The sequence below is a fragment of the Variovorax sp. 10N420 genome, assembly GCF_056394705.1.
Map to the genome: position 1 here is coordinate 552681 of NZ_JBFTIJ010000001.1, position 20157 is coordinate 572837.

The 20157-nt window shown below is 65.5% G+C and carries 15 protein-coding genes and 1 tRNA gene; 10 read left to right on the forward strand and 6 right to left on the reverse strand.

The genetic code is table 11. The annotated features are described in order from the left end of the window. Nucleotides 1–6: 6 nt before the first annotated feature. From AC1DEK_RS02580 to AC1DEK_RS02595, 4 genes are read right to left on the reverse strand one after another with little or no spacing between them, the layout of a single operon-like run. Nucleotides 7–1026, reverse strand: a complete 1020-nt coding sequence (locus AC1DEK_RS02580; protein ID WP_478123622.1) for a 2-dehydropantoate 2-reductase — start codon at nt 1024–1026, stop codon at nt 7–9. Next, nucleotides 1023–3659 carry an alanine--tRNA ligase gene (alaS, locus tag AC1DEK_RS02585; RefSeq protein ID WP_478123623.1) on the reverse strand — a complete coding sequence of 879 codons (2637 nt, stop codon included), beginning with the start codon at nt 3657–3659 and terminating at the stop codon, nt 1023–1025. The genes AC1DEK_RS02580 and alaS overlap by 4 nt, the downstream gene beginning before the upstream one ends. Before the next feature lie 59 nt (nt 3660–3718). Beyond that, a complete protein-coding gene (locus AC1DEK_RS02590; protein WP_478123624.1) occupies nt 3719–7891 on the reverse strand; it encodes a CHASE domain-containing hybrid sensor histidine kinase/response regulator in 4173 nt (1390 codons plus the stop codon). 8 nt (nt 7892–7899) lie between these two features. Then, nucleotides 7900–8871: a diguanylate cyclase domain-containing protein gene (locus tag AC1DEK_RS02595; RefSeq protein ID WP_478123625.1), complete on the reverse strand. Its 972-nt coding sequence runs from the start codon at nt 8869–8871 to the stop codon at nt 7900–7902. Nucleotides 8872–9071: 200 nt separating this feature from the next. Here AC1DEK_RS02595 and AC1DEK_RS02600 point away from each other — a divergent pair, with 200 nt between their 5' ends. From AC1DEK_RS02600 to AC1DEK_RS02630, 7 genes are all read left to right on the forward strand, one after another. Beyond that, entirely contained in the window at nt 9072–10193 is a 1122-nt protein-coding gene (locus AC1DEK_RS02600; protein WP_478123626.1) for a sugar ABC transporter substrate-binding protein, read from the forward strand. Nucleotides 10194–10200: 7 nt separating this feature from the next. Continuing rightward, nucleotides 10201–11721, forward strand: coding sequence for a sugar ABC transporter ATP-binding protein (locus AC1DEK_RS02605; RefSeq protein ID WP_478123627.1), 1521 nt, complete (start codon nt 10201–10203; stop codon nt 11719–11721). Next, nucleotides 11718–12704: an ABC transporter permease gene (locus tag AC1DEK_RS02610; protein WP_478123628.1), complete on the forward strand. Its 987-nt coding sequence runs from the start codon at nt 11718–11720 to the stop codon at nt 12702–12704. Before AC1DEK_RS02605 ends, AC1DEK_RS02610 begins: the two co-directional genes overlap by 4 nt. A 109-nt stretch (nt 12705–12813) precedes the next feature. Then, nucleotides 12814–13782, forward strand: a complete 969-nt coding sequence (locus AC1DEK_RS02615) for an ABC transporter permease (protein ID WP_478123629.1) — start codon at nt 12814–12816, stop codon at nt 13780–13782. Between the two features lie 31 nt (nt 13783–13813). Continuing rightward, nucleotides 13814–14749, forward strand: a complete 936-nt coding sequence (locus AC1DEK_RS02620) for an SMP-30/gluconolactonase/LRE family protein (RefSeq protein WP_478123630.1) — start codon at nt 13814–13816, stop codon at nt 14747–14749. Then, nucleotides 14746–15258 carry a 2'-5' RNA ligase family protein gene (locus AC1DEK_RS02625; RefSeq protein ID WP_478123631.1) on the forward strand — a complete coding sequence of 171 codons (513 nt, stop codon included), beginning with the start codon at nt 14746–14748 and terminating at the stop codon, nt 15256–15258. The genes AC1DEK_RS02620 and AC1DEK_RS02625 overlap by 4 nt, the downstream gene beginning before the upstream one ends. Nucleotides 15259–15322: 64 nt before the next feature. Next, a tRNA-Gly gene (locus AC1DEK_RS02630) sits at nt 15323–15396 on the forward strand. A 23-nt stretch (nt 15397–15419) separates the two neighbouring features. Here AC1DEK_RS02630 and AC1DEK_RS02635 read toward each other — a convergent pair. After that, nucleotides 15420–16157 carry a TIR domain-containing protein gene (locus AC1DEK_RS02635; RefSeq protein ID WP_478123632.1) on the reverse strand — a complete coding sequence of 246 codons (738 nt, stop codon included), beginning with the start codon at nt 16155–16157 and terminating at the stop codon, nt 15420–15422. Nucleotides 16158–16339: 182 nt separating this feature from the next. After that, nucleotides 16340–17155 (reverse strand): GntR family transcriptional regulator, encoded by an 816-nt coding sequence (locus tag AC1DEK_RS02640; RefSeq protein ID WP_478123633.1) that lies wholly within the window; start codon nt 17153–17155, stop codon nt 16340–16342. A gap of 77 nt (nt 17156–17232) precedes the next feature. Here AC1DEK_RS02640 and AC1DEK_RS02645 point away from each other — a divergent pair, with 77 nt between their 5' ends. Genes AC1DEK_RS02645 through leuD form a run of 3 tightly spaced genes read left to right on the forward strand, consistent with a single transcriptional unit; the run spans nt 17233 to nt 20143 of the window. Continuing rightward, nucleotides 17233–18111 carry an isocitrate lyase/PEP mutase family protein gene (locus AC1DEK_RS02645; RefSeq protein ID WP_478123634.1) on the forward strand — a complete coding sequence of 293 codons (879 nt, stop codon included), beginning with the start codon at nt 17233–17235 and terminating at the stop codon, nt 18109–18111. Next, nucleotides 18108–19517 carry a 3-isopropylmalate dehydratase large subunit gene (gene leuC, locus AC1DEK_RS02650; protein ID WP_478123635.1) on the forward strand — a complete coding sequence of 470 codons (1410 nt, stop codon included), beginning with the start codon at nt 18108–18110 and terminating at the stop codon, nt 19515–19517. Before AC1DEK_RS02645 ends, leuC begins: the two co-directional genes overlap by 4 nt. A gap of 2 nt (nt 19518–19519) precedes the next feature. After that, nucleotides 19520–20143: a 3-isopropylmalate dehydratase small subunit gene (gene leuD / locus AC1DEK_RS02655; RefSeq protein ID WP_478123982.1), complete on the forward strand. Its 624-nt coding sequence runs from the start codon at nt 19520–19522 to the stop codon at nt 20141–20143. Nucleotides 20144–20157: the final 14 nt, after the last annotated feature.

Here is a 20157-nt window from a genome sequence, read left to right on the forward strand (position 1 = left end):
GCCCGGCTACAACCCGAGCTCTGCCATCAGCCGTGAAGCCGGCCAGCGCTCCTTGCGCTCCGGCCATGCTTCGAGCAGTTCGACCATCTTTGCGTTGCGAGACGCGTTTGACTTGTTCGAAGCGGCGAGCCGCACGACCTCGCCGCACAGCGCATCGATTTCCGTGCGGCGGCCCAGCGCCAGATCGTCCGCCATGCTCGAACGCGCCTTCGCGTCGATGCGCAACATGCGGGCTGCGACGATGCGAAAAAGCGGTGTCGGCAGCCGCAGGATGCCCGGCAGCTTGGCCGCAGGGACAGCGGCCAACTGCGCCGGTTGAATGCCGGCCCTCGCGAGTTCGGCGAGCGCTTCATCCATCAGCGCGGCGAGGCAGCGGCGATAACCCCGCTGAAGCAACTCTTCGCGCAGAGGGAGCCCGGACAAGGCGTTGATCGGATTGTTCAGGTTGAGCAGCAGCTTGCCCCACTGGATCGGCAGGAGATTGGCGTGCAGATCGATCGGAACGCCGGCTTGCTCGAACACCGCAACCCAGCGTCGAAGCGCCAGGTCGTCCTTGGCAGCGAGCCGGCCCACGGTTCCGCGATGGAATTCGCCCGGTCCGATTTGCGCGACGTTGTAGGGCACCATCGCCGGCAGGATGTTGAGTGAAGGCGCAGCCTCCAATGCCACGGCCGCGTTCGAGATGCCGTTCTGCAGGGAAAGCACTGTGGTGTTCACCGGAAGCCGCGTGGCAAGTTCGGCCGCGGCGTCTGCGGTCGCGCCGCTTTTCACTGTCAGCAGCACCAGCCCCGGACGAATGCCGGGCGGTACCGCCTCGGCAAGCTGGATCATGTCCGGCGAGACGTGGCGGCTGGCGCCATCCAGATCCGTCAGCGTGATGCCGCGTGACGCCAGCGCGCCCAGCACCCGGGGGCGCCCAACCAATGCGACGCGCACGCCGGCTGCCGCCAAACTGCCCCCGATGAAACACCCGATGGTGCCGGCCCCCATCACGAGGACATCGACGGGCAGTTCGTCGCCCTTCATCCCTTCGCTTGCAGGCGTTCGGCGACCCAGGCTTGCACCGATTTGAGCGCCGCGGGCACGCCGGCCGCATCGGTGCCGCCGGCCATCGCCATGTCGGGTTTGCCGCCGCCCTTGCCGCCAACCTGTTGGGCGACAAAGTTGACCAGCTCGCCGGCCTTGACCTTGGCCATGGCGTCGGCCGTGACGCCGGCAGCGATCTGCACCTTGGAACCGTCGACCGCTGCGAGCACGATGGCCGCCGACTTGAGCTTGTCCTTGAGCTTGTCCATGGTGTCGCGCAGCGTCTTGGCGTCGGCGCCGTCGAGCTTTGCCGCAAGCACCTTGACGCCATTGACATCGACCGCCTGCGCCAGGAGCTCGTCGCCCTTCGACGAAGCCAGCTTGCCTTTGAGCGAGCCCACTTCGCGCTCCAGCGCGCGCACCTGTTCGAGCACCTGCGCCAGACGCGCCTGCAGCTCCGAGGCCGGCGCCTTCAGCGTCGCCGCCGCACTGTGAACCGTGGATTCGAGCTGCTGCAGGTAGGCCAGCGCATTGGCACCGGTCACCGCTTCGATGCGCCGAACGCCGGCAGCCACGCCGCCTTCGCTCACGATCTTGAAGACACCGATGTCACCCGTGCGCGAAACGTGCGTGCCGCCGCAAAGCTCGCGGCTGCTGCCGATGTCGAGCACGCGAACGGTTTCGCCGTACTTCTCGCCGAAGAGCATCACGGCGCCGGTCTTCTGAGCCGACTCCATGTCCATCACGCGCGCCTGCGTGGCCTCGTTGGCGAGGATTTCAGCGTTCACGCGCCGTTCGATCTCGACGATCTGCTCGGCCGTCACGGGCGCGTTGTGCGCAAAGTCGAAGCGCGTCTTGTCGGCATCGACCAGCGAGCCCTTCTGCTGCACATGGCCGCCGAGCACTTCACGCAGTGCCTTGTGCATCAAGTGGGTGACGCTGTGATTGCGCATGGTGGCAGCACGGCGCTCGGTGTCGACGCGCGCCGTGACCTTGTCGCCGATCTTGAGCGTGCCCTGCGTCTGCGCGCCGTGGTGGCCGTAGACGTCCGCCTTGATCTTCTGGGTGTCGTCGACCCCGAACTGCACGCCCTCGGCGACGATCACGCCCTGGTCGCCCACCTGGCCGCCGCTCTCGGAATAGAAAGGCGTGGTGTCGAGCACGACGATGCCCGGCTGGCCCTCGTTCAGCTGCTGGACCGGTGCGCCTTCGAAGTACAAGGCGACGACGGTCGCCTTCTCTTCGAGATGCTCGTAGCCGGTGAAGGCATTGGCCGCGCCGCTGTAGTCGACGGCGCGCTCCATCTTGAACTTGCCCGCCGCGCGGCCTGCCGCCTTCTGCTTTTCCATGGCGGCATTGAAGCCCGCCTCATCGACCGCCACGCCGCGTTCGCGGCACACGTCGGCCGAAAGATCGAGCGGAAAGCCGTAGGTGTCGTGCAGCTTGAACGCTACTTCGCCCGGCAGAACCTTGGCGTTGTCCGCCAAGGCCGCGTCGAGGATTTCCATGCCGTTGGCGAGCGTCTCGAAGAAGCGCTCTTCCTCGGCCTTCAGGGTGTCTGTGATGCGCGTTTCGTCCGCGCGCAGCTTGGGATAGGCATCGCCCATCAGCGCGACCAGATCCGGCACCAGCTTGTGGAAGAAAGGCTTCTTCTGGCCGAGCTTGTAGCCGTGGCGAATGGCACGGCGAACGATGCGGCGCTGCACGTAGCCCCGCCCTTCGTTCGACGGAATCACGCCGTCCGCCACCAGGAAAGCAGTGGCGCGAATATGGTCGGCAATCACGCGCAAGCTCTTGTTGCCGAGGTCTTTTTCGCCGGTCTCGCGCGATGCGGCCTTGATGAGCGCATCGAACAGATCGATTTCGTAGTTGCTATGAACGTGCTGCAGGATCGCGGCGAGCCGTTCGAGCCCCATGCCGGTGTCGACGCAGGGCGCGGGCAGCGGGATGACGCTGCCGTCCGGCTGCATGTCGAACTGCATGAACACGTTGTTCCAGATCTCGATGTAGCGGTCGCCGTCTTCATCGGGGCTGCCGGGCGGGCCGCCTGCGATTCCGGGGCCGTGGTCGTAGAAGATCTCGCTGCACGGGCCGCAGGGGCCGGTGTCCGCCATCATCCAGAAGTTGTCGGACATATAGCGGCCGCCCTTGTTGTCGCCGATGCGCACGACGCGCTCGGGCGGCAGGCCGATGTCCTTGGTCCAGATGTCGTAGGCCTCGTCGTCTTCGATATAGACGGTGGCCCAGAGCTTCTCGGCCGGCAGCTTGTAGACCTGGGTGAGCAGCTCGAATGCCCATTTGAGCGACTCGCGCTTGAAGTAGTCGCCGAAGCTCCAGTTGCCCAGCATCTCGAAGAAGGTGTGATGCCGGGCGGTGTAGCCGACGTTCTCGAGGTCGTTGTGCTTGCCGCCGGCTCGGAGGCAGGCCTGGACGGATGCGGCGCGCACATAGGGGCGCTTGTCGCTGCCGAGGAACACGTCCTTGAACTGCACCATGCCGGAGTTGGTGAACATCAGGGTCGGATCGTTGCCCGGCACCAGCGAACTGGAAGGCACCACGGTGTGGCCCTTGGTCGCGAAGAAATCGAGGAACGACTTGCGGATGTCGGCGACGCTGAAGGTGGGCTGGCTCATCTTGAATTTGGCTTTTTGCTAAGGCGGCCGGTTGCGGGCAGCCCCTGCATCGAACCCACCTAACTGCTTGATCTGCTTGAACATTCGATTATAGGTTTGGGCATGAAATCGCCAGCGTGTGCGCGCAGGATCTCGACCGCTCTCTTGAACTGGAGCGTCTTGACCGCGCCGTCCAGTTCCGCGAAGCGTTCCGCCCCTAGCGCGGCACGCAGCGACGGGCCCACCTCCTCGAAGCAGGTCATGGCCGCGAAGTCCTGACTTTCCAGGGTGTCGGTCAGCCGCGCGAGTCCTTCCGGGTCGACTGGCGGTGCGTCCGTGACATCGGCTTCGTCGGGTCCGTCGACTTCGTCCGCTTCTGCCGACTCGAGATAGGGCCGCGCGGATGCATCGACCCTCCGCAGCGCAGCGCCCAAGTCGCGAAGCGCCTGCTCGGCCCGATCGGCGTCACCGGACTTCAACGCCGCCTCGCCCGCACTGGCCGATTGGCGCACGCGGTCGATGCCGATCAGCCCGGCGCTGCCCTGCAGCTTGTGCAGCCGCGCGGCCAACGCCTCCGCCTGGCCGGCCGGCAGCGCGATCGTCTCGCCCGCCAAGTCCCGGAACTCGCCCAGCAGGCCGCGCAAGACGCTGAGAAAAAGCGCCCGGTCACCGCCCAGGCGGCGAAAAGCATCCGCCGCATCGACGCCTTCGATCGCGGGCCAATCCGAGGGCAGTGGGGCCGCGACCGCCGTTGCTCGCGTCGCCGGTGCAGAAGCGGCATTGCCCCACCCTGCGCAACGACGCACCGTGCGCACCAAGGCGTCGACATCGAAGGGTTTGGTCACAAAGTCATTCATGCCGGCTTCCAGCACACGCTCTCTGTCCGCGATGAGCGCACTCGCCGTCAGCGCAATCACCGGCAGCGCATGCAGGCCGAGTTCGCCGCGAATCAGCCGCGTGGCCTCGTTGCCATCGAGGATCGGCATGTGGACGTCCATCAGCACCGCATCGAATCCGTGCGGCTCCATGCGCAGCCGCTCGACCGCCTCGCGACCGTCCGATGCAACGCCGATGCGAGCGCCTTCGCGTTCGAGGATGTGCTGGCATACCTCCAGGTTGACAGGACTGTCGTCCACGACGAGGATGCGCATTCCCGAAAGCCGCCGCTCTTGCAGGCCGCCGCCCGATGCAGCTGGCGCCATGGCGTCTTCACTCACGACGTCCAGCGGCAGGACCACCCAGAACGTGCTTCCACTTCCCGGCATGCTCTCCACGCCGAACTCGCCGCCCATCAGTTCGGTGAGTTGCTTGACGATCGACAAGCCGAGCCCCGTGCCGCCGAAGCGCCGTGTCGTCGATGTGTCGGCCTGCGTGAAAGGCATGAAGAGCCGGTCGAGAACCTCGGGCTCGATACCGATGCCTGTGTCCGTGACGGCAAGCCGCAGGCGCACTCGGTCCGGCACTCCGTCCTGCAATCCTTCTTGCACGCTCGCGGAAAGCCGCACCGTCCCCTTGGCGGTGAACTTGACGGCGTTGCTCAGCAGGTTGACGAGAATCTGCCGGATGCGCGTGACGTCGCCATGCAGGCATGCCGGCAGATCGGGTTCCCCATTCAGCTGCAGCGCGATCCCCTTGCTGGCGGCGCCCATCGTCGTCATGGCGATCACGTCTTCGAGCAGTCCGCGCAAGCCGAAGTCGGACTGGTCCAGCACCATCTCGCCGGCTTCGATCTTCGAGATGTCCAGGATGTCGTTGATGACGCCCAGCAGCGCATTGCCCGCGGTGTCGATCTTCTGCAGGAAATCGCGCTGCCGATCGTCCAGTTCCGTCTGCCGCAGCAGGTACGCCAATCCGATGACGGTATTGAGCGGCGAGCGGATTTCATGGCTCATGTTCGCCAGGAACTCGCTCTTCGCCTTGCTCGCCGACTCCGCCTGCGCGCTGCGCTCGTTCAGCGCCAGATTCAGTCGCTCCAATTGCTCCTGCGCCTCGCGCATGTCAGTGACATCCACGGCGACGGTAATGAAGCCCTGCACGACGCCTTGATCGTCGCGGTCTGGCACGAAATGCAGCCAGTAGTGCAGGAGCGAGCCATCAGCCACCGTGCGCGTGCGCATCACGCGCTGGTCCTTTCCGGCAAGTGCCGAGCGCACATAGGGCTCGTTGATGCGGGAGATTTCCGGCCCGAGCAATTCGGTCCACGTCATGCCGATCATCTGCCTCGCCGTGTGCCCCATCCATCGCAGATGCGCACTGTTGGCGAAGGTACAGCGCAGGTCGCGCGTCCAGTAGGCGACGACACCAGGGATGTTGTCGGTCACGATGCGCATGAAGCGCTCGTTGTTGCGCACTCTTTCTTCGGCGGCCTTGCGCTGGGAGAGATCGGTCGCGATGGCGATGAAGCCGATCACCGTGCCGGCGGCATCCCGCAGCGGGCTCACGTTCAGATGCACAAGGACGCGGGTGCGGTCCTTGCGCACATAGGTCCACTCCCTCGGCTGTGCGCGGCCCGTGCCCGCTGCCGGCGCGAACACCTCGCACACTTCCAGCGGACGGCCCAGTTCGGTGGTGAGCGCAACGGAGCGTCCATGGATTTCGATCGCGTCATGGAAGCTGTTCATCTCCATGCGATCGACCACCTCGGCAGCCGAATAGCCCAGCAGTGCCTCCGCGGCGGGGTTGAACAGCGTCACCATGCCCTTGACGTCGGTTGCGATGATCGCGCTGGCCGCGCCTTCGAGGATCGCGCGCTCGCGCGTCGACAGCGCCACCAGCTGCGCGGTGCGTTCGAGCACCTGCTGTTCGAGCGTCGCATTGAGTTCGAGGATGTGCGCCTTGCTCGCCTTCTCGTGCGTGATGTCGCGCACCGTTTCGGCCGCGCCCACGACGTGGCCTCGCGCCGAGCGGATCGGCGCCGCCGCGACAGAGACCGCCACGGGGGAGCCGTCACGGTGGCGCCGGAAGGTCTCGAACGCGGCAACCGACTTGCCTTCCGCCATATGGCGCAGCAGCGTCTCTTCTTCTCCGACATGATCGGGCGGCAGCAGCAGCGCCTGTATGGGTTTGCCCAGGGCTTCCTCGATGCTGTAGCCGAAGATCTTGCTGGCGGCGGCGTTCCAGTCGGTGATCGTGCCGTCGAGGCGCAGCCCGATGACAGCGTCGTTCGAACTGGTCACGATGGCCGCGAGCCGTGACTGCTGCACGCCGGCGAGCGCGCTGCGGCGCCGGTTCAACTGCTCGATGAAAGACACGAGCGCCAGAAGCAGCGCCAGCATCGCGCCGATCAGGAAGACAGCCAAGGGACTGCGCAGGTTCAGTGCCGTGACGAACGGCGGTTGCGCGCTCACCTCCACCATCCACGTTCTGCCATAAAGCTGCAGCGGGAGCGCGCGCTTGAGCGCTTCGGGCTGCGCACCGATCCGCCCCGGCGACATGAAGAAGCGCTCGGGCGTGGCGCCGGGCGTCGCGTCGACCAAGGTCATCGCGAATTCGCCGTCCTGGTAATCGAACCCCTTCAACACTTCATTGATCAGCAGCGGCGAGTAGACCCAGCCGATCACGTCATCCGGTCCTCCGCGCGCGGCGGCGGAACGGCGCTGGCGCTGCTGGAGCCTTCCAAGTTGCGCATCGGCGCGATAGACCGGCAGCAGCAGTGCGACCGAGCGCTCCACACGAGGCGCATTCGGCGCCTGCACCAATGTGATCGGCGCGGTCAGCGTCATCTCGCCGCTGCGCATGGCACCCTCTGCCGCTGCGCGCCGGTGCGGCTCGGACGCGATGTCGAGTCCGATTGCGGGGCTCGATGCATCGAGAGGTTCGAGATACTGGATGACGAAGCGCTCGCCATCGTTCGTGCCCAACTGCCGGATCTGGAAATCGGGCTTGCCGTCCAGGCGCGCGGCGGCGACGAATGCAGCTTCCTGGGCGACGGGCACACGGCGGATGAATCCGAAGCCGCCCGAACCGGGAAATTCCCGCCCCAGGTCGCGCGAGGCTATGGACTGCGCAAAGCGCAGCCGGGCAATGCCGGTCTCGCCGCCCGCCGCAATGACGGCACCGCGCACACCCAGCAGGCCGGTCTCATAGGCATGCATGCGCGAACTCACCTGCTCGACGGCACGGCGCGAGAGCGCATCGAAGCGCTCCTGCGACAGTGTTTCGTTGTAGTTGGCCTGCCACAGCGCGGCGCCCCCTGCCCCGCAAAGGCCGACGACAAGCCAGATCAGCGATCGAGCGGAGTGGCGAAGGCCCACAGCGAGGCTCAGTCCGCCTCGGCGCCTGGCTCTGGCGCGGCCGCCGGCGCCTGCAAAGCGGCTTGTGCGCGCCCTGCGCTTGCCGCCGCTGCGAGCGCAGCGCCGGCTGCGGCCGCCAGCGCTTCTCCGGGGGCCGCACCTGCCGCGGAGAGCGCGCCTCGGGCAGCAGCGTCGAGGCATGCCGCGCCTGCACTGCAGGTCACATGCCGCGACACCGCGGAGCCCTGGTGGCTGATGTCCAGCACTTCCACCGCGCGCAGGACGCGGTTGGCGACGTGCAGCGCATCCTTGGCCGATGAATCGGGAAGAACCAGCGCGAATCGTTCGCGATCGAGCTTCATCGCGAAGTCGCCGGGACGGCGCACGCTGCGTCGCAATGCGTCGCCGATCGCGGCGAGACAAGCGTCCGCCGCCTTGCGGTCGTACAGGGCCTCGAAGGACTGGAAGAAATCGGCTTCGAACAGCACCAGCGCGATGTCCTTCCCGGCCTCTTCCGCGCGGGCGATCTCGCGTGCCATGGTCTCCGCAAAGGCACGCTCGTTGGGCAATCCCGTGAGCGCATCGACGCGCGAAAGACGGCGCAAGTCGTCTGAAAGCCGCTTCAGCTTGAGCTGCGTGTTCACGCGCGCGAGCACCTGCTGGGCGTTGAAAGGCTTGCGGATGAAATCGACGGCGCCCATTTCCAGGACGGCGACTTCGAGCGCCGATTCCTGGTGGCTGCTCACGAAGATCACGGGCACATCGGCGAGCGAAGGATCGGCCTTCAGGGCCTCGCAGACTTGAAGGCCGCTCATGTCGCCCATCTGCGCGTCCAGCAGGATCAGATCGGGCCGTGCCTGCTTGCTGAGCAACAGCGCATCGGTACCGCAGGTCGCGAACCGGACGGTCGTGTAATCCGAAAGTATCCGACTCAAAACCTGGATGACGGAAGGATCGTCATCGACGAGAAGCAAGCTCGCTTCGACAGGAAGTTTCTTCATCGCTGAATTCTGCCGCAACCTGCAAGCAGAGGTTACTTCGGTGCGTGCAAGGGTATGTCCCAAGCCGGTCAAAAGGCAACGAATTCATATGATGATCGGGCAACTCGCGCACCGCCCGGTGCGCGGGTATGCGCGGCGTTGTGATGCCCGTGGCCGGTACCGCGCAACCAGGCCCAGATCCGATACAACAGGAGACGGCAATGACTTTACGCTTTGGCATGGTGGCCGCGGCTGCGGCATTGGTTGCAACTTCCGCGCTCGCGGCCGGCCCTTCGGTCGTCAGCGGGCCTGGCGAGAACCCGGCGTGCTTCAAACCATGGGACGCCAACACGAAGTACTTCCAGTGGCCCGCCAAGAAAGGGCCGTATCGGATCGCTCTTGCGAACGGCTTCGTCGGCAACACCTGGCGCATCCAGATGATCAAGATGGCAAAGGCCTACGCGGCGACGCCGGAGATGAAATCGCAGATCAAGGAATTCAAGATCGTCTCGACCGGCACGGACGTGGCCGCACAGATCGCTGCGATCGACAACTTCATCAACTCGGGCTACGACGCCATCGTGACGATCGCGGTCAATCCAACGGCTTTCGCGCCAGTCATCAAGCGCGCCAACGCGGCGGGCGTTGTGGTCGTGCCTTTCGACAACGTGCTCGACAGCGATCAGGTCATGATGGTCAACGAAGACCAGCTCGCGATCGGCCAGCAATCCGGAGAATGGCTGGTAAAGAACATCCCGAGCAAGAGCGGCAAGCTGCTTGAAGTGCGCGGCGTGCCGGGCAATTCGGTGGACCGTGACCGCCACCTCGGGTTCCGCAAGGTGGTGGAGGCGCCCGGCAACAAGTTCGAGGTCGTCGAGGTGGTCGGCAACTGGGACGACGGCACCGCCCAGAAGGCCGTGGCGGATGCCGTGGCAGTCCACAAGAACTTCGACGGGATGTTCGTGCAGGGCGGATCGACCGGCGCGGTGCGCGCGCTGATCGACGCGAAGCACAAGATGATTCCGGTCGCTGGCGAGGCCGAGAACGGCTTCCGCAAGCTGTGCGTGGAGCACGCCAAGGAAGGCCTGCTCTGCGCCTCGCTCGGGCAGTCCCCGGGCCTGGTCGCTATTTCGATGAAGGCGGCTGTGGCAGCGCTGCAAGGCAAGGTGATGCCGCAGATGATCTCGGTGCCGATCCCGGTGGCGACGCACCCGAATTTCAAGGCCGGCCAGAACTACTTCCCCGACCTGACGGACAACTTCTTCACCACCAACGACTTCCCGCCTTGCGATGTGAACCTGAAGGCGACCGACATCATGTCCAAGGACGAGAAGAACAACTGATTCCGCCTTGGAACCGATCCTTCGCCTGATCGACGTCTCGAAGCGCTACGGCGGCGTGCGAGCGCTGGAGCACGCGAGTTTTTCCTGCGCGCCGGGGCGCATTCATGCGGTGCTCGGCGAAAACGGCGCGGGCAAGTCGACGCTGATCAAGATGATGGCGGGCGTGGTGCGGCCCGACGAAGGCCGCATCGTGCTGGAGGGCGTGGAGCGCCGTTTCGCGCATCCGCAAGAAGCGGTCTCGGCGGGCATCGCGTGCATCTTCCAGGAGCTGTCGTTGATGCCCGACCTGAGCGTGGCCGACAACATCTGCATCACCAACCCACCGCGGCGGCTCGGCCTCATCGACCGCGCCGCGCAACGGCGCATTGCCGAAGCGGCGCTGGCGCGTGCCGGGGCCGAGGACATTCATCCACTCGCGCCGGTCGAGAGCCTGACCTTGTCGCGGCGGCAGATGGTGGAGATCTCGAAGGCGCTGGCTCGCGACCCGAAGATCCTGATCCTCGACGAAGCGACTTCAGCGCTGACCGCGGCCGACGTCCGGCGCGTGTTCACGCTGCTCAAGCGGCTGCGCAGCGAGGGACTGGCGATCGTCTATATCTCGCACCGCATGAACGAGATCACCGAGCTGGCGGACGATTGCTCGGTGTTTCGCAACGGCAGCCACGTCGCGACCTTCGAGGCCGGCACGCGCAGCAATGCCGAGACGATCGAGATGATGATCGGCCGGGACATCGAGCATGCGTTCCCGCCCAAACCGCCGCCGCGCGCAGTGACCGCGACCGGTCCCCCGGCGCTGGAAACACGCGGCCTTTCGTGGAGTTCGAAGCTGCACGACATCGACCTCAAGGTCTGGCCTGGCGAGATCGTCGGGCTCGGTGGGCTGGACGGCCAAGGCCAGCGCGAACTCTTTCTCGCGCTCTTCGGCGTGCTTCGCGGAGTGAGCGGTGAAGTCCTGCTCGACGGCAAGCCGGTTCGGGTGCGTGACCCGCGCCAAGCCAAGAGCCGGGAGCTGGGCTTGGCGCTGGTGCCGGAAGACCGCAAGACCGATGGGCTCATGCTGCCCATGTCGGTCAATGACAACCTGAGCCTTGCTGCGCTCGATCGGCTCAGCCGCGTCGGCGTGCTGCTGCCGGCGGAAGAAGACAAGGCCGTTTCGGGCATGGTGCGGCGCCTGTCGATCAAGGTGGCCGAGACGGGCGACGCCGTCGGCAATCTGTCCGGTGGCAACCAGCAGAAGGTGGTGATCGGCAAATGGCTGATCAACTCCCCGCGCATCCTGCTGCTGAGCGATCCGACCCGTGGCATCGACGTCGGCACGAAGCAGGAGATGTACGCGCTGATTCGCAATCTCGCCGATGAGGGCGCGGCGGTGGTGCTCTATTCGACCGACTACGCCGAGCTGATCGGCTGCTGCGATCGGGTCGCCGTGTTCTTCGACGGCCGCATCGTGCGTTGGCTGGCGGGTGCCGAGCTGACCGAACGGGCGCTGGTGTCGAGCGCCCTCAACCTCGAAACGGCGGCGGCATGATGCGTCCTGACTGGCACTTTCATCTGCGCGAACACCGCGCCACCTTCGCGACGATGGCGATGTTCGTCGTGATCTTTGCGCTGTACATCACCAAGCATCCGGTCGGCTGGAATGCGGCGGTCCTGACCACGGCGGCAAACAAGGGCGTGCTGCTCGCCATCGTCGCAATGGCGCAGACACTGCCGGTGCTCACCGCGGGCATCGATCTCTCGGTCGGAATGGTGTTCGTTCTTGCCAACTGCCTGGCGTCGCATCTCGTGATCGGGACGCCGCTGCAGGCGGGGATGGGCATCGTGGCGGTGCTGGCGAGCGGCGCGCTGTGCGGCTTCATCAACGGCGTCATCATCGTGTACGGGCGCTTGCAGCCGATCATCACGACGCTGGCCACGGGCATCGTGTACTTCGGGCTTGCGCTGGGCCTGCGTCCGGTGCCCGGCGGCGACGTGCAAGCCGACCTCGCCGACGCACTGACCGGCGCATTGCCGGGCGGTATCCCCACCATGCTGGTCGTGCTCGTGGGTGTCGTGTTGTTGATATGGGTGCCTTATCGGCACTCGGCCACTGGCCGCGCAGCCATGGCGATCGGATCGTCGGAGAACGCAAGCTACATGTCGGGCGTGGCGATCGGCCGCACGAAGATCGTCACCTACACGCTCGCGAGCCTTCTGGCGGCGATCGGTGGGCTGCTGCTGACCTTCGTGACCTATTCGGGAGAAGCGTCTTCGGCCATCGGCGGCGTCTATACGCTGAACTCGATCGCGGCCGTCGTCATTGGCGGCACGGTGCTTTCAGGGGGTGCGGGCAGCGCCATCGGCTCGATCTTCGGCGCCTTCGTGCTCCGCACCATCGGCGATCTTCTGTTCGTCTTCGACCTCGAGCCGCTCTGGCAGCCGCTCTTCCAGGGTGTCATCCTGCTGACGGCCGTGAGCTTCGGATCGATTCGCCTGCTCAAGATCAACAACCGGCTCGATCTCTTCAAATAGCCATGAAACACCCCCAGGCTTGCCCACTTCGTGTGGCCGCACACCCCCTTGCAGGGGGCAATACCAGCGGCCCGGCAAAGCCGGTTCCGCGGTATTTCCCGACGAGGCTATGACGACGCTGGCGGTTCGACTCAGGCGTTCAGGGCATCTTCCGGTGCTGGCGGGTGCCTTGTGTACGGTCGCGCTGCTGCTGATCGGGAGTCTCTATTCGAAGAACTTCCTGTCGGTCGACTACCTGCTGCTGCAGTTGCAGATCGCATCGTTCCTCGGCGTGATCGCGACGGGCGCCATGCTGGTCATCCTCTTGGGCGGTATCGATCTTTCGGTGCCATGGCTGGTCACCGTGGGCGGAATGATGTCGGCGGCCGCGGCAGGCTGGTGGGGCGGCGCGGGTGAGGTGCTTGCGATTCCCTTCGGCATTCTGTGTGGTGCCGCGCTCGGGTTGCTCAACGGCATCGGCGTGGCCTACCTGCGCGTGCCGTCGATGATCTTCACGCTCGGCATCAACGCGGTCGCGCAAGGCCTGATCGTGGTGCAGACCGGCGGCTTCGCGCCGCAGGACCGCGCGACGCCTGCCATGCACCTGATCGCCACGGGCCGATCGCTGCTCGGCATTCCGAACGCACTGCTGGTGTGGATCGCCGTTGGTGCAGCCACGATGTTCATGCTGCATCGCACGACGCTGGGCCGGGCGATCTATGCCGTCGGCAATCGCGAGCGTGCCGCGTACCTGTCGGGCATCGACACGCGCCGCGTGACCCTGCTGTGCTTCGTCATTGCCGGCGCCTGCTCGGCCGCGTGCGGCGTGCTGCTGACCGGCTATTCGACCAAGGCTTATCAGGCCATGGGCGATGCCTATCAGCTGCCCGCCATCGCCGCGGTCGTGCTCGGCGGCACGAACATCCTGGGCGGCCAAGGCTCGTATCTCGGGACCGTCGTCGGCGTCATACTCATTACCCTGCTGCAATCCATTCTGTCGGTGATGCAGATTCCTGAGATGGGCCGCCAGGTCACCTATGGCGTGGTGATCATCGCGATGCTGCTGGTGTACGGACGCGGCCGCCGCCAATCGAACTGACCAGACCCGCAATCAAACAGAGGAGCGCCACATGACCATCGAAATCGCACCCGGCGTCGAGATGATCGACCCTCGATTCCGCAAGCTCGTTTTTCCCAACGCACAGATCGAAAAGCTCTACACCGGCTGCCGATGGTCCGAAGGGCCGGCATGGTTCGCGGCGGGCCGCTACCTCGTGTGGTCAGACATCCCCAACGACCGCATGATGCGCTGGGACGAAACGGACGGCTCCGTGTCGGTCTTCCGCCAACCCGCGATGAACACCAACGGCCACACCGTCGATCAGCAGGGACGCCTCGTCTCGTGCGAGCACCGCGGACGCTGCGTGTCGCGCACCGAGCACGACGGCACGCGCACCGTGCTCGCTTCGCATTTCGAGGGCAAGCGCTTCAACTCGCCCAACGACGTGGTCGTCAAATCGGACGGCAGCATCTGGTTTTCCGACCCGAGCTACGGCATCGACAGCGACTACGAAGGCGATGCCGCGCCAAGCGAGATCGGCGACCGCTGCATCTATCGCATCGAAGCCGACCTCAGCGCCATCACACGCGTCGCCGATGGCTTCGTGCAGCCCAACGGATTGGCTTTCTCGCCGGACGAACAATGGCTGTATGTCGCCGACACAGGCGCCACGCACGTGCCGGACGGACCGCGTCACATCCGGCGTTTTCGCGTCCGGGACGACGGCCGCACCGTGACCGGAGGCGACGTGTTCGCGCAATGCGAGGACGGCCTTTTCGACGGCTTCAGAGTGGACACGAACGGCAACCTGTGGACCAGCGCGGGTGCCGGCGTGCACTGCTACACACCCGATGGCGAACTGATCGGAAAAATCCACCTGCCCGAAGCCGTCGCCAACGTTTGCTTTGGCGGGCGCAAGCTCAACCGCTTGTTCATTTGCGCGACGACCTCGCTTTACGCCGTCTACCTGAACGCCCGCTCGGCGGCGCGCCCGACCATCGTGTGATCCGCCAAGCGCCGGAGCTGTACGTCTGGCTCGCGCCAGATGCCGCAGTGCAGGCTGCGCTGGACGCCTATCGGCATCAATGGACGTCGCCCCAGGGAAGTCGCCTGCCCAAGTCGCATCGCATGCACCTCACGTTGTCCTTGCTCGGCACACGCACCGCCGACGAGATCGAGGACATCGGCAAAGCACTGGCTGGCCTGCAGGAGAGCAGCCTTGAACTCACGCTCGACAGGCCGGCCGTGTGGTCGCGCGGCATCGTCGTGGTTTGTCCTGCCGAGCATGCGGGATTGATGCAGCTGCATGCTGCCGTCGGCCAGGCCATCTCGCCTTGGGCGCGGCCCGCTGCATGGAAGCCGCACATCACGATCGCCCGGCGCGCTCAGGGCGCGGAGGCCCCGCCGATGGCCCCTGTGCGCTGGCACGTGCGGGAGTTCTTGTTCGTGCGATCGTGGTTGCCGCCCTACCCTGTGCAGCACGAGGTGCTGGGGCGTTATGCGCTGACTCCCTGAGCTTGGCGCGAACAACCCGAAGCGGCATATTTCGACCCAGACCGACTGTAGAATCCACGCCGCTGCGGGCGTAGTTCAATGGCAGAACGGCAGCTTCCCAAGCTTCATACGAGGGTTCGATTCCCTTCGCCCGCTCCACATCTCACAGCCTCCGCTTCCGATCACAAGAGATCGGCAAGATCAGCCCGAGCTTCTTCTTCCCTCGACCAGGGAATGACCCAGGCTTGCAAAGTCCCGTTGAAAGACAGATAGCCCAAGCCCAGCAGGCGAGCGCGGTGCGGATCTGAGTTGCCCTTCAGCAGAAACGATCTTTTATACGGCTCAAGGGTCAACTTGGCGGCATCCGCCGTTTGCGAAGGCTTCGGCGCTTTGCGGCTGCGTGCAACTGCAGAAGCTTTTGCAATCGGCACGTGCTCCGGTTCGACTTCTTCGACGCTGTCCTGAAATGATTTCAGCTGATTAATTAGCCGAAGAATCTGCATACAGGCCGGATTTACCGCTGCTTCCCAATTCGAATCGCTCCGGCCAGACTCATACTTTGTCGGATTCACACCGAAAAGATCGGTAGGCAGCCGCATCTTCTCCAGATCGGGCACGAGGAAAAAGCAACGCTCCGGGCCGAGTCGACCGATGAACAAGCCAAGCTCAAAAAGGACGTTGTCCCTGACGACCTTGTCTGTGTTGTCTCGCATCATCGAGACATCGTCCGGACTAAACACGAAGATCGCGAAATCGGACGTTCGCAATATCCGCATCAAGTCAATGAGCGTGGAGGACGATGGCTGAAACACTCCGTCTTTCCAAACGGTGCATTCAGTCTCGGAGGTGAGATTCGAGTGAATCGCGTTGGCAATTGCAAGACCCTCCCTGGAGGATCCAATGAATATTTTTGGCTTCATGAGAGCTTTTTAAACAAGCTCAGAGATCCTACACACGGCTGGCGACAACCAAACTGTAAATGGCGGTTTTGATAGTCAAAAAGGATGCCTCTCTGAATTTGGAAACGCATTCCGCCAGCCGCTCCGAGTCGGACGCTGGCTTGGCGGATGTGTAGGAACCCGCAGCCACCGCTGTGGCTGCCTCAATCCGCAGTGCCCGAGCCTGGCGCATCCAGCACGATGCGCCCGGCCGTGAGCGTGTTGACAGTGGCGGCCGGTATCTCCATGAGGATGGTCGCCCGCTCGGCCACCATGTGCGCCGTGAGATGCAGCACCGGGCGCTCCTCCAGGTCGTGCATCAGCCGCACCAGCTTGAGCAAGGGGCCGCCCACCTCGGTCTGTAGCAGCGCGGCACGCTGAGGGTCGGCCACGGTGGCACTGATCTCCTGCACCACTCGGCCGAACTTCACGCCCTGGGCCATCAGGATCTCGTAGAGCGCACGTTTCTTCAGCGCGGCCTCGGTCGCGCGGCGGCCAATGGCCACGGGCACCCAGGCATCGGTCAGCATCGCAGGCATGCCGTCGCGGTTGGAGCGCACGCGCAGCGCATGCACCGCCTTCTCGGCGGGTACCAGTTCGAGGAGCCGCGCCACGTCGGCTGGCGGCACGGTCTGCACCACGTCCAACACGCGCACCACCGTCTCGATCGCCGTCTTGCGCAGACTGTCGATCACGCCCAGGCTCGGCGCCGGCCGCCACGACGCGCCAGCGCCTCCCCGCACGAAGGTACCGCGGCCGTGGCGTCGCTCCACCAGCCCGAGCGCGGCCAAGTCACTCAGCGCACGCCGCACTGTGATGCGGGAGACACCGAAACGCTCGCACAACTGCTCCTCGCCCGGCAGTGCGCCACTGGCGAACAGACCTCGGGAAATCTCGTCACGCAGTACCAGGAAGATTTGCCGGTGCAGCGCCGTGCCGCGTGCGCTGTTCATGGGGTTTGCCGCCGTCTCGGTGTTCATGAGGCGCGAGCATAGCCTGTTGACTTGTCGTTATGTTGTGATATTCTCAATACAACTAGAACGACACAAGACGACCCATGAGCCATCCCGCCTCGCTTCTTCGACAACTGCTGGCCGCCCCCGGCATGGTGATTGCCCCTGGTGCCTACGACGGCATCGGCGCGCGGCTGATCGAGCAGGCAGGGTTCCAGGCGGTCTACATGACCGGAGCCGGCACTTCCGCAGCGCGCGGCTTTCCCGACTTCGGCCTGCTGGACATGAGCGAGATGGTCGGCAATGCCGCCACGATCGCGCGCTCCATCTCGGTGCCGCTCATCGCCGATGCCGACACTGGCTATGGCAACGAGCTGAACGTCACGCGCACGGTGCGCGAATACGAGTCGCGGGGTGTGGCTGCCATCCACATCGAGGACCAGGTCTCGCCCAAGCGTTGCGGCCATCTCGCCGGCAAGGAGGTGGTCTCGCGTGAAGACTTCATCTCCAAGATCCGCGCCGCCGTAGAGGCACGAAGCACCAAGTACTTCATCGTCATTGCCCGCACCGACGCGCGGGCCGTGTTGTCGCTGGACGAAGCGGTGTGGCGCGCCAACGCGGCGCTCGACGCCGGCGCCGACATGGCCTTCGTCGAAGCCACGCAGACGATCGAGGAAGTCGCCGCGGTGCCGAGGCAGGTAAAAGGCCCTTGCCTGCTCAACGTGGTGCCCGGCGGCCGCACGCCCATCTTCGACCTGCGGCAAGCGCAAGAGATGGGCTACAAGCTCGCGATCCTTCCGGGACTAATGCTCAAGGCGGCCATCGAGGCCGGTGACGCAGCGCTGGCCGAACTCAAGCGTACCCATCAGGCGCCTGCTGTAACGCAGAGCGTGGCCCAGACCTTCCGCCGGTTCGGCGCCGACGAGTGGGACGCGCTGCGAACCCGCTTCAACGCCGGCGCCACCATGGAGCAGCAGAAATGACCGCGCGCACCCTGTTCGACAAACTCTGGGACGCGCATGTGGTGCGCGACCTGGGCGACGGCTGGGCTCTGCTGCACATCGACCGCCATCTGCTGCACGACCTCTCGGGACCGCCCGCGTTGGGCGAGGTCGCTGCGCGCGGCCTGGCCCTGCACAACCCCGAGTTGGTCTTTGCCACGCCGGATCACGCCGTCTCCAGCCAGCCCGGCCGGGTTGCGACCACATTTCCGCTCGGCGGGCGGCTGCATGGCGCGCTCAAGCAGCTCAGCCACAAGATGCAGGTGCGCATGTTCGATCTGGGCGAGCGCGGCCAAGGGATCGTGCATGTCATGGGACCGGAACTGGGCATCGTGCTGCCCGGCCTCACCGTGATCTGCGGCGACAGCCATACATGCACCAATGGCGGCCTGGGCGCGATGGCCTTCGGCGTGGGTTCTTCCGAAAGCACGCACGCGCTGACAACCCAGACGCTGCGCCAGCAGAAGCCTCGGCAGATGCGCGTGCACGTCGAAGGTCGATTGCGCGCACTCGTCAGTGCCAAGGATCTCGGGCTGCACATCATCGGCAGGCTCGGCGCAGCTGCGGGCGTGGCCCACGCCATCGAGTTCGCCGGTCCGGCGATCGAGGCGATGGAAGTGGAGGCGCGGCTGACCCTGTGCAACCTGTCGGTGGAACTCGGTGCGCGCTTCGGGCTGGTGGCGCCTGACGAGCGCACCTTCGACTATCTGCGCGGCCGCCCATTCGCACCGCAAGGCGCCGATTTCGACGCGGCCGTCGCGCAGTGGCGCGAGCTGCACAGCGACCAGGACGCACGCTTCGACCGCGAGGTAGTGATCGACGCGGACGCGGTACGTCCCACCATCACATGGGGCACGAGTCCTGAACACGCCATCGCCGTCGACGGATGCGTGCCCGACCCGCAGACCGCCGGCAGCGATGCGCAGCGCGACAACATCCGCGCCGCGCTGGACTACATGGGACTTGCGCCGGGACAGAAGATCGCCGGCACGCCCGTGGACTGGGTCTTCATCGGCTCCTGCGCCAACGCGCGTCTGTCGGACCTGCGCGCTGCCGCCGAGGTGGTGCGTGGCCGCAGGATTGCACCGGGTGTGAATGCGTGGATCGTGCCCGGCTCCGAGAACGTGAAGCGTGAAGCGGAGGCCGAAGGCCTGCGCGAAGTGTTCGAGGCCGCCGGCTTCTCCTGGCGCGAACCCGGCTGCAGCATGTGCGTCGCGGCCAATGGCGAGCAGGTGCCGCCTCAGCAGCGCTCGGTCTCCACCTCCAATCGCAACTTCGTCGGCCGCCAGGGGCCCGGTGCGCGTACCCACCTCGCCAGCCCGGCGATGGCCGCCGCAGCCGCGATCGCGGGCGCCATCTGCGACGTCGGATCGTTGGAGGCTGCATGAGCATGCAACCCTTTGTCCGCATCAACGGCGCCGCTGCGCACCTGCCGCGCGCCAATGTCGATACCGACGTGATCGTCCGCATCGAGCGTCTGACCACGCTCACGCGCGACCAGCTCGGTCCCTATGCACTGGAGGCGCTGCGCTACCTGGAGGACGGCAGCGAAGACCCCGGCTTCGTGCTCAACCGCTCCCCCTTCCGCGGCGCGCCCATCCTGCTGGCCGGAGAGAACTTCGGCTGCGGTTCGTCGCGCGAAGGCGCGGTGTGGGCGCTGATGGGGATGGGCATCCGCTGCGTGATCGCGCCCAGCTTCGGCGACATCTTCTTCAACAACTGCTATCAGAACGGGGTGCTCGCGCTTCGCCTGCCGGCCTCGGAGATCGACGCGCTCGCCGCAGCGTGCGCGGACGGCTCGTCGCTCACCGTGGACCTGCAGGGCTGCACGCTCAGGCACGAGGCCGTCGGGACGCAGACCTTCACCGTCGATCCGCTGCGGCGCGAAGCCCTGCTGCTTGGCCTGGACGACATCGGTCTCACGCTCAAGGACGACGCTTTGATCCGCGCCTGGCAGTCAGCCGACCGGCAGCGCAGGCCCTGGGCTTGGCCGCTATCAGCGCCGGGCCGATAGCACCGGTAGCACCT